Genomic DNA, 11761 nt, shown 5'->3' on the forward strand with positions numbered 1-11761 from the left:
CGCAACGCGGTTCACCCGAGCGTCGAGCGCGCCGTAGGTGATCGACTCGCCGTCCTCGGTGACGAGCGCGACTTCCTTCGGCCCGGCCGCCACCGTGGCGTCCAGCAGGGACACCAGCGTGGCGGAGGTGTCCACCGCCTGGTCGGTCGCGTTGCGCGCGGTGAGCAGCTGGGTCCGCTCGGTGGCGTCGAGCAGTTCGAGGTCGCCGACCGGGGTGCGCGGGGCGGCGACGATCTCGCCGAGCAGGCGCGCGAACCGGTCAACGAAGCCCTGCACCGTCGCGCGATCGAACATGTCGGTCGCGTAGGTGAAGAACCCGGTGATGCCCTCGGGAGCGCCCGCGTCGTCGTAGCGGTCGGTCGCGATGAGGTGCAGGTCGAACTGGGACAGCTCGGTGTCGATGTCCAGACCGGACACGCTCAGGCCGGGCAGTTCCAGCGCGGACTGCGCCAGGTTCTGGAACGACAGACCCACCTGGAACAGCGGGTGCCGGGCGGTCGAACGCACCGGGTTGAGCACCTCGACCAGGCGCTCGAACGGCACGTCGGCGTTGGCGAACGCCTGGATGTCGGTCTCGCGCTGGCGGGCCAGCAGGTCGGTGAACGCCTCGCCCGCCTCGACCCGGGTGCGGAACACCAGGGTGTTGACGAACATGCCGATCAGGTCGTCGAGCGCGGCTTCGCCACGGCCCGCCATCGGCGTGCCGATCGCGATGTCGTCGGTGCCCGACAGCCGGGCCAGCAGCACCGCCAGCGCCGTGTGCACGACCATGAACAGCGTCGCGCCCTCCGTACGGGCCAGCTCGATGAGCGCCTGGTGGGTCTGCGCGTCCACCCGCAGCTCGACCTTGCCGCCGGCGAAGGACTGCACCGCCGGGCGCGGCCGGTCCGAGGGCAGGTCCAGCTGATCGGGCAGCTCGGCCAGCGCCTCGCGCCAGTAGGCGACCTGCTTGGCGGCCAGCGATTCCGGATCGTTCTCGTCACCGAGCAGCTCACGCTGCCAGATGCTGTAGTCCGCGTACTGGACCTCCAGCGGCGCCCAGTTCGGCGCCTCGCCCGCCGCGCGCGCGGCGTAGGCGATCATCAGGTCCCTGGTCAGCGGGCCGACCGAGGAGCCGTCGCCGGAGATGTGGTGCACCACCATGGCCAGCACGTAGTCCACCGACCCGTCCGGCCCGGCCTGCGTGCCCTCTCCGGCGATCTGGAACAGCGCGACCTTCATCGGCACCTCGGTGGTGACGTCGAAGATCGTCGAGGTCAGCGCCACCACGGCGGACTCGATCTGCGACGGCGCGACCACCCGCACCTCCAGGCGCGGCACGGCCTGGGCGGGCGGCAGGATGACCTGCACCGGACCCGCCTCGGTCTGCGGGTAGACCGTCCGCAGGATCTCGTGCCTGCTCACCAGGTCGGCGATGGCGGCACGCAACGCGGCCACATCCAGCGCGCCGGACAGCCGCACCGCGATCGGCACGTTGTAGGCCGCCGAGGCGGTGTCGAACCGGTTGAGGAACCACATGCGCTGCTGCGCCAGCGACAACGGAATGTGCTCCGGCCGCGGACCCGCCGTCAGTGCGCGGCGACCGCCCATGTCGGCGTGCTGCTCCACCCGCACCGCCAGCGCGGCCACGGTGGACGCCTCGAACAGCAGACGCACCGGCACCCGGGTGTTGAGCGCCTCGCCCAGCCGGGCGGCGACCTGCGTGGCCAGCAGCGAGTTACCGCCCCAGGCGAAGAAGTCGTCGTCCAGGCCGAGCCGCTTGGACTCACCGTCGCGATCGGAGATCCGCAGCACCTCGGCGAAGGTGTTCGCCACGATCTGCTCGATCGGCGTGACCGGCGCGCGGAACACCGCCTTCTCGAAGGTGGGCCGCGGCAGCGCCTTGCGGTCCAGTTTGCCGTTGGCGTTGAGCGGCAACGCGTCCAGCTCGATCAGCATCGACGGCACCATGTAGGACGGCAGCTCGGCCGACAGCGCGGATTGCAGCGCGCGCTTGTCGAGCGCGCCCGTCCGGGGCACCACATAGGCGACCAGCCGGTCGCCGATGCTGGGATCGTTGTGCGCGACGACGGCCGCCGCGCTCACCGCGTCCTGCCGCAGCAGCGCGGCCTCGATCTCGCCGAGTTCGATGCGGAAACCGCGGATCTTCACCTGGAAGTCGGTGCGGCCCCGGTAGTCCAGCTCGCCGGTGGCGTTCCAGGCCACCAGGTCGCCGGTGCGGTACATCCGGTCGCCCGACGCGCCGAAGGGGTCGGCGACGAACCGGTCGGCGGTCAAATCGGGACGGCCGAAGTAACCGCGCGCCAGCTGCGCACCGGCCAGATACAGCTCACCCGAGACGCCCACCGGCACCGGCCGCAGGCGGGAGTCGAGCACGTAGACCCGGCTGTTCCACTCCGGCGCGCCGATCGGCACCGACGCCTCGTCGGCATCCGTGACCAGGTGGCTGGTGATCGACACCGCCGCCTCGGTCGGGCCGTAGAGGTTGTGCAGTTCGGCGGCGTTGTGCCTGCGCAACCGCTGGGCGGTGGCGGCGGGCAGCGCCTCACCGATGGCCAGCACCCGGCGCAGCGAGTCCGACAGGCGGCCACCGGATTCGGTGAGCAACGCGTCCAGCATGGACGGCACCACATGCAGGGTGGTGACGCCGGTGGCGCGCATCAGTTCGTTCAGGTAGGCCGGATCGCGGTGCCCGTCGGCGGCCGAGATCACCAGGCGGCCACCGGAAACCGCGGCCGACCAGAACTCCCAGACCGAGAGGTCGAAGGTCGCCGCCGTCTTCAGCAGCACCGCGTCCTCGGCGCCCAGCTCGAAGACGGAGGTCTCCCACTGCAACTGGTTGACGATCGCGGCGTGCGGGACCGCGACGCCCTTCGGCTGGCCGGTCGAACCCGAGGTGAAGATCACGTACGCGGTGTTCGCCGGGGTCAGCGCACGGGTGCGCTCGTCGGCGGTCACCGGAGCGGCCGTGTACTCGGTGAGGTCGAGCGTGTCGATCGGAACGACGTCGGCCGCGGCGGTGTGGAACCCGTCCCGGCCGGTGGTCAGCACGCACACCGGCGCGGCGGTGCCGAGGATGTAATCGGTCCGCTCCGCGGGCTGGTCCGGATCGATCGGCACGTACGCGGCACCAGCCTTCGCGACCGCGTACATCGCGACCACGAGATCGGTGGAGCGGCGGATGGCCAGCGCGACGCGGTCCTCCGGGCCGACGCCACGGCCGATCAGGTACCGGGCCAGGCGGTTGACCCGCGCGTCCAGCCCGGCGTAGGTCAGCTCCCTGCGGCCGGTCGGCTCGTCGGCGACCAGCGCCACGGCCGCGGGCGTCGCCGCCACCGTGGCGTCCAGCAGCGAGACCAGCGTCGCGGTGCGCGTGGAGCCCGCCGAACGCGCCGCGAGCAGAGCGTCGAGATCGTATTCGGTGGCGTTCCAGGCCGTGAGGATGCGCTCGCTCTCCTCGGACGCGAGCAGATCGATCTCGCCCACCCGCACGGTGGCGTCGGTCAGCACGGCGTCGAGCACCCGCAGGAACCGGTCGGCGAAGCCCTGCACCGTGTCCTCGTCGAACAGGTCGGTGGCGTAACCGAATTCGGTGATGATCTCGGCGGGCGTGCCGTCCTCGGCGTACCGGTCGTAGAGCGTGACGTGCAGGTCGGTCTTGGCCAGCTGCGAGTCGAAGTTGACCGCGCTCACGGTGAGCCCGGGCAGCTCGAAGGTGGTCTCGGCCAGGTTCTGGAACGACAGGCCCACCTGGAACAGCGGGTTGCGCGCGGTGGAGCGCACCGGGTTGAGCACCTCGACCAGACGCTCGAACGGCACGTCGGCGTTGGCGAACGCCTCCAGGTCGCGTTCCTTCACGTCGCCGAGCAGATCGGCGAAGCGTTCGGCCGGCCGCACCCGGGTGCGGAACACCAGGGTGTTGACGAACATGCCGATCAGGTCGTCGAGTTCGCGTTCGCCACGACCGGCGATCGGGGTGCCGACGGCGATGTCGTCGGTGCCCGACAGCCGCGACAGCAGCACCGCCAGCGCCGCGTGCACCACCATGAACAGCGACGCGTTGTGCGCGCGCGCCAGCTCGTGTAGGCGAATGTGCCGCTGCGGTTCGATCTCGAAGCGGATCGCCTTGCCCTGGAACGACTGCGCGGGCGGGCGCGGCCGGTCGGCGGGCAGCTCCAGCTGGTCGGGCAGGTCGGCCAGCGCCGCCGTCCAGTACGCCACCTGACGGGCGGCCAGCGATTCCGGATCGTCCTCGGATCCGAGCACCGCGCGCTGCCACAGCGCGTAGTCGGCGTACTGCACCGGAAGCGGCTGCCACTGCGGCGCCTCGCCCTGCACGCGGGCCACGTAGGCGGCCATCACGTCACGGGCCAGCGGGCCCATCGACGAACCGTCGGCCGCGACGTGGTGCACGGTGAACGCCAGTACATGCTCGGCTGTGTCCGATCCCGCCCTACTCCCGCCGGAGCTGATACGGAACAGCGCCACCGCCAACGGCACCTCGACGGTGACATCGAAGGTGGTCAGCGCGAAGCCGATGACCGCGCCGAGCAGATCCTCCTCGGCCACATCGATCGGGGTGAGCGCCGCCGCCGATCGGTCCGCCGGACGGATCACCTGGTGCGGCCCGTCCGCCGAGCGCGGGTAGGTGGTGCGCAGCACCTCGTGGCGGGCGAACACGTCGCCGATGGCCTGCTCCAGCGCGGCCACGTCGAGCGTGCCGGACAGCCGGACGGCCAGCGGAATGTTGTCCACCGCCGAGGTGGCGGTGTCGAACTGGTTGAGGAACCAGTACCGCTGCTGCGCGGGCGACAGCGGGATGCGCGCCGGGCGCTGCGCCGCCTCCAGGCGCGGCCGATCCCGGCCGGACCCGGCGTTGTGCTCCACCCGGGCGGCCAGCGCCTGCACGGTGGACGCCTCGAACAGGTCGCGCACCGCGAGCTTGGTGTCCAGCGCGGCGCCCAGCCGCGCGGTCACCTGGGTGGCCAGCAGCGAGTTGCCGCCGAGTTCGAAGAAGTCGTCGTCCAGGCCGACCCGCGCGACGCCGAGCACGTCGCCGAAGGTGCCCGCCACGATCTCCTCGATCGGGGTGGACGGGGCCCGGAACACCTTGGCCTCGAACACCGGCGCGGGCAGCGCCTTGCGGTCCAGCTTGCCGGAGGCGTTGAGCGGGAACGCGTCCAGCACGACGAACGCCGAGGGCACCATGTAGGCGGGCAGCTCGCCGCCGAGTTCCGCGCGCACGCCCTCGATGTCCACCGAACGACCGGCGGTCGCGATGACGTACGCGACCAGCTGGTCGCCGAGCCGATCGTCCGAGCGCACCACGACCACGGCCTGGGCGATCGAGTCCAGCGCCGTGAGCGCCGACTCGATCTCGCCGAGTTCGATGCGCAGGCCGCGCAGCTTCACCTGGAAGTCGGTGCGGCCCAGGTACTCCAGCTCGCCCTTGTCCGTCCAGGACACCAGGTCGCCGGTGCGGTACATCCGATCGCCCAGCGCGCCGTACGGGTTCGCCACGAACCGATCCGAGGTCAGGTCGGGACGCGCGACGTAGCCGCGGGCCAGTTGCACACCCGCGAGGTACAGCTCACCCGCGACACCCACCGGCACCGGGTGCAGCCGCGAATCCAGCACGTACACCTGCGTGTTGAACACCGGAGCGCCGATCGGCACCGACACCGTGTCGTCCTCGGTCACCTCGTGGAAGGTGACGTCGACCGCGGCCTCGGTCGGGCCGTACAGGTTGTGCAGCCGCGCGCCGGTGAGTTCCTGCATCCGCTGCGCGGTGGCGGCGGGCAGCGCCTCACCGGAGGCGAAGACATTGCGCAGGCTGGTGCATTCGTCGGCGCGTTCCTCGGCCACGAACACCGACAGCATCGACGGCACGAAGTGCGCCGTGGTGACCTGCTCGCCGGTGATGACCTGCACGAGGTAGGCCGGGTCGCGATGACCGTCCGGCTTGGCCACCACGAGGCGTGCGCCGACCTGCAACGGCCAGAAGAACTCCCACACCGAGACGTCGAAGGTGGCCGGGGTCTTCTGCAACACCACGTCGGTGTCGTCCAAGCCGTACTCGTCCTGCATCCACACCAGGCGGTTGACGATCGCGGCGTGCGAGACCGCCACACCCTTCGGGCGGCCGGTCGAACCGGAGGTGAAGATCACGTACGCGGTGTTCGACGGGCGCAGCGGCGCACGGCGTTCCGCGTCGGTGACCGGCTCATCGGAGTAGGCCGCGAGCGAGACCAGGTCGATCTCGATCGCTCGAGTCGCGCCCGCGTCGAACTCGTCGCGCGAGGTGGTGAGCACGCAGACCGGTCGCGCGGTGTCGAGCACGTAGCGGGTGCGGTCGGCCGGATGATCCGGGTCCAGCGGCACGTACGCGCCACCGGCGACGCTCACCGCGTACATGCCGACGACCAGGTCGATCGAGCGGCGCATGCCCAGCGCGACCATCGAATCCGGGCCGACGCCCAGCTCGATCAAGTGCCGAGCCAAGCGGTTCACCCGGCCGGCGAACTCGGCGTAGGACAGAGTCGTCCCCTCGAACGTCACCGCGGGCGCGTCCGGGGTCCGCGCCAGCTGCGCGGCGAACATCGACACCAGCGTGGCCGAGGTGTCCACCGGATGCGCCGTGTCGTTCCACCGCTCCAGCACCTCGGTGCGCTCGACGCTGTCGAGCAGCTCCACGTCGCCGATGGTCACGGACGCGTCCGCGGCGATCGCGGTCAGCATCCGCACCAGCCGCGACGCGAAGCCCGCGATGGTGTCGGCGTCGAACATATCGGTCGCGTAGGCGAATTCGGCGGTCATGCCGTCGGCGGCGCCCCCGGCGTCGAACCGGTCGGCCAAGTTGAGGTGCAGGTCGAACTTGGCGGTCACCACGTCCAGCGGAACACCGGCCACTTCCAGGCCGGGCAGCTCGAAGGTGGCCTCCCCGGTGTTCTGGAACGACAGCATCACCTGGAACAGCGGGTGGCGCGCCTGCGAGCGCGCCGGGTTCAGGATCTCCACCAGCCGCTCGAACGGCAGGTCCGCGTGCGCGAACGCCGCGAGATCGGTGTCCTTGGTGCGCGCCAGCAGTTCGGTGAACGGTTTCGCTGGATCGACCGCGCTGCGCAGCACCAGGGTGTTGACGAACATGCCGATGGCGTCGTCGAGCACCGCTTCACCGCGGCCCGCGACCGCGGTGCCGATGGCGATGTCGTCGCTGCCGGACAACCGGGCCAGCAGGGCGGCGAACGCCGCGTGCACCACCATGAACAGGCTGGCGCCGTTCGCGCGGGCCAGCGCGTTCAGCTCGCGCAACAGCTGCGCGTCGAGCGAGAACTCGTACACGCCACCGCGGTTGGACGCCACCGCGGGACGCGAGCGGTCCGACGGCAGGTCCAGCTGATCCGGCAGTCCGGCCAGGGTGTCGGACCAGAACGCGACCTGCTGGGCGATCAGCGAGGCGGGATCGCCTTCGGCGCCCAGCGTCTCGCGCTGCCACAGCGCGTAGTCGGCGTACTGCACCGGCAGCGGAGCCCAGCCCGGCGCCTCGCCGCGCGAACGCGCCGAGTAGGCCACCATCACGTCGCGCGCCAGCGGGCGCACCGACCAGCCGTCACCGGAGATGTGGTGCACCACGAACACCAGCACGTGGGTGTCCGGCTGTGAGCCGTCCATCGAGCCCGCGATGCGGAACAGCTGGGCGCGCACCGGGACCTCGGCGGTGACGTCGAAGCCGGTCAGCACCAGTTCGCTGATCCGGTCGGAGATCTCGGCCTCGGACACCTCGATCGGGGCGAGATCGACGGCGTTGTGCCCGGCGGGCAGCACCACCTGCACGCCTTGGCCGTCGGCGGTCTCCGGGTAGACCGTCCGCAGCACCTCGTGCCGGTCGACCACGTCGGCGACGGCCTGGCGCAGCGCCTCGGCGTCCAGCGTTCCGGTGAGCCGGACCGCGAGCGGGATGTTGTTCACCGCGGTCTGGTTGTCGAAACGGTTCAGGAACCACATCCGCTGCTGCGCCAGCGACAGCGGGATCTTGGACGGGCGCGGGCCCGCCACCAGTTCGCGGCGGCGTCCGGTGCCCTGATGGGTCTCCACCCGCGCGGCCAGCGCGGCCACGGTCGGCGCCTCGAACAGCGTGCGGACCGGGATCCGGGTGTCCAGCGCGGCGCCGAGACGCGCCACCACCTGGGTGGCGATCAGCGAGTTGCCGCCCAGCTCGAAGAAGTCGTCGTCCAGGCCGACCGCGCGTTCGGCGGCCTGCGCCAGGCCGAGCACCTCGGCGAAGACATCGGCGACGATCTCCTCCACCGGAGTCGACGGTGCCCGGAATTCCCGTGCCTCGAAGACGGGCTCGGGCAGCGCGCGCCGATCCAGCTTGCCGTTCGGGTTCAGCGGCATGGCGTCGAGCACGACGATCGCGGCGGGCACCATGTACGACGGCAGGTGCGCGGACAGGTGCGCCCGCAACGCCTCGACATCCACCGTGGCGCCGCTGGCGGGCACCACGTAACCCACCAGCTGATCGCCGGTGTGCGCGTCGGAGCGCACCAGCGCGACCGACTGCGCGACCGATTCGTGGGCGGTCAGCGCGGTCTCGATCTCGCCGAGCTCGATGCGCAGACCGCGCAGCTTCACCTGGAAGTCGGTGCGGCCCAGGTACTCGATGGCGCCGGTGGCGTCCCGGGTGACCAGGTCGCCGGTGCGGTACATCCGCGCTCCGCCTTCGCCCCCCGCGTACGGGTTGGCCACGAACCGGTCGGCGGTCAGATCCGCGCGACCGAAGTAGCCGCGCGCCAGCTGATCACCCGCGAGGTACAGCTCGCCCGCGACGTTCGGCGGCACCGGGTGCAGGCGTGCGTCCAGCACGTACGCCTGCGCGTTCCACACCGGAAGGCCGATCGGAACGGCGCCGTCGACCTCGTCGGCGACGGGTGCGTGGGTGGCGTGCACCGTGAACTCGGTGGGGCCGTACAGGTTGTACAGCGCCGCGTCGCTCACGCGGCGGATTCCCACCACTGCTTCGGCTGTGAACGCCTCACCGGCGACGAACAGCGTCCGCAGCGAGGCGAGCCCGTCCGCGTCGGCCGGGTCGATGGCGCCCGCGAAGACGCTCAGCATGGACGGCACGAACGAGGTCATGGTGACCCGCTCGGCCGCGATCACCTCGGCGAGATACTGCGGGTCGCGGTGCCCGTCCGGGCTCGCCACCACGATGCGCCCGCCGGTGCTCAGCGGGCCGAACAGCTCCCACACCGACACGTCGAAGGTGGCGGGGGTCTTGAACAGCACCACGTCGTCGGCGCCGATGCCGTATTCGCCCGTGATCCAGCGGATCTGGTTGACGACCGCCGAATGCGGCACGGCGACGCCCTTCGGACGTCCGGTCGAACCCGAGGTGAAGATCACGTACGCCGGGTGCTGCGGGCGCAGCGGCGCGATGCGCTCGGCGTCGGTGACCGGTGCGTCCGGGTAGCCGGACAGGTCCAGCTCGTCGATGTTCAGCGTCGCGCGGCCCGCGCCGTCGAAGGCGTCGCGCGCGGTGGTCAGCACGCAGACCGGGTCGGCCGAGTCGAGCACGTAGTGCACGCGGTCGGCGGGCTGGTCCAGGTCCAGCGGCACGTAGCCGCCGCCCGCGGCGTGCACCGCGTAGGCGGCCGCGACCAGGTCCACCGAGCGGCGCATGCCCAGGGCGACCAGCGTCTCCGGGCCGACGCCCGCCTCGATGAGGCGGCGCGCCAGCCGCCGCACACGGGCGGCGAATTCGGCGTAGGTCAGAACCGCTCCGGTGGCCGGGTCGACCACGGCGACCGCGTCCGGCGTGGCCGCGGCTTGCGCGGCGAACTCCTCGACCAGCGTGGTCGCCGGGCCGAGGTCGCGGGCAGTGTCGTTCCAGCCGCGCAGCGCCTGCGCGGTCTCCTGCTCGTCCAGCAGCGCGATGTCGCCGATCGGCCGGTCCGGTTCGGCGGCGACGGCCTTCAGCAACCGGCCGAAGCGGCGGCCGAAGTCGGCCATGGTGGCCGGGTCGAACAGGTCGGTGGCGTAGATCAGCTCGGCGGCGATGCCCGCGCCGGTACCGCTCGCGGTTTCGGCGTCGCGTTCGGACAGCACCAATTGCAGGTCGAACTTGGCGACATCGATCGGCAGGTCGACACCGCTGACCGTCAGACCGGGCAGCTCCAGGCTGTTGTGGCCGGTGTTCTGGAACGACAGCATCACCTGGAACAGCGGGTGGCGCGCCTGCGAGCGCGCCGGGTTCAGGATCTCCACCAGCCGCTCGAACGGCAGGTCGGCGTGCCCGAACGCGGCGATGTCGGTGGCGCGCACCGAACGCAGCAGCTCGGTGAACGTCGCGCCGGATTCGATCGGGGTGCGCAGCACCAGGGTGTTGACGAACATGCCGATCAGGTCGTCGAGCGCGCGCTCGCCACGACCGGCGACCGGGGTGCCGATCGCGATGTCGTCCTCGCCGGACAGCCGCGACAGCAGCACCGCCAGCGCGGTGTGCGCGACCATGAACAGCGTCGCGCCCCTGGTACGGGCGAGTTCGGTGAGCTGCGCGTGGGTCTGCGCGTCGATCTCGAAGACGTGCGTGGCGCCGCGACCGGAGGCGATCGCGGGGCGCGGCCGGTCGGCAGGCAGATCCAGCTGCTCGGGCAGCCCGCGCAGCGTGTCCGACCAGAACGAGATCTGCTCGGAGATCACCGAATTCGGGTCGTCCTCGGCGCCGAGCACCTGGCGCTGCCACAGCGCGAAGTCGGCGTACTGGACCTCCAGCGGACGCCAGGCGGGCTCGCCGCCGTCGACTCGGGCGCCGTAGGCGGTCATCACGTCGCGGGTCAGCGGGCCCATCGAGAAGCCGTCGGCCGAGATGTGGTGCACCACCAGGGCGAGCACGTGCTCGGTGGGGCTGATCTCGAACAGCCGGGCGCGGAACGGCACCTCGGCGGTGACGTCGAAAGCCGTGCCGATCAGCCGCGCGAGCTGCTCGGGCAGTTCGGCTTCGGTGACGTCGACCGGCGTGAGGTCGGGGATGACCTTCGCGGTGGCCACGGTCTGCTGATGCGCCGCGCCGTCCACCTCGGGGTAGAACGTGCGCAGCGACTCGTGGCGGGCCAGTACGTCGGCGACGGCGATCTGCAACGCCTGCCGGTCGAGCAGGCCGGACAGCCGCACCGCGGCCGGGATGTTGTCCACCGCCGAGTCGGGGTCGAAGCGGTTGAGGAACCACATGCGCTGCTGAGCCAGCGACAGCGGAACCAGCTCCGGCCGCTGCTGCGGCGCCAGCGGCGCACGGCCGCCCACGCCCGCCTTGGTCTCCGCGCGGGCCGCCAGCGCGACCACGGTGGACGCCTCGAACAGTTCGCGCACGCCGAGGTCGGTGTCCAGCGCGGCCGACAGCCGGGCGGCGACCTGGGTGGCCGACAGCGAGTTGCCGCCGAGGGCGAAGAAGTCGTCGTCCAGGCCGACCCGCTCCAGGCCGAGCACGTCGGCGAAGGTCGCGGCGACGATCTCCTCGACCGGCGTGGTGGGGGCGCGGAACACCGCGGCCTCGAACACCGGCGCGGGCAAGGCCTTGCGGTCGAGCTTGCCGGAGGCGTTGAGCGGGAACTCCTCCAGCACGATCACGACCGACGGCACCATGTACGCGGGCAACTGCCGCGCCAGGTCCTCGCGGACCAGGTCGGTGTCCAGCGCGGCGTCCGGAGCGGGGATGACGTACGCGACGAGCTGGTCGCCCGCGTGCGCGTCCGAGCGCACCACG

At 71.5% G+C, this 11761-nt stretch carries 1 protein-coding gene; it reads right to left on the reverse strand.

All coding sequences use genetic code 11. The features are described 5' to 3' along the window. The coding region (locus tag NA8_RS31835) for a non-ribosomal peptide synthetase (RefSeq protein WP_157107035.1) at positions 1 to 11761 on the reverse strand (11761 nt) is incomplete at both ends.

The sequence above is a fragment of the Nocardia arthritidis NBRC 100137 genome (genome assembly GCF_001612765.1).
GTDB lineage: Bacteria > Actinomycetota > Actinomycetes > Mycobacteriales > Mycobacteriaceae > Nocardia > Nocardia arthritidis.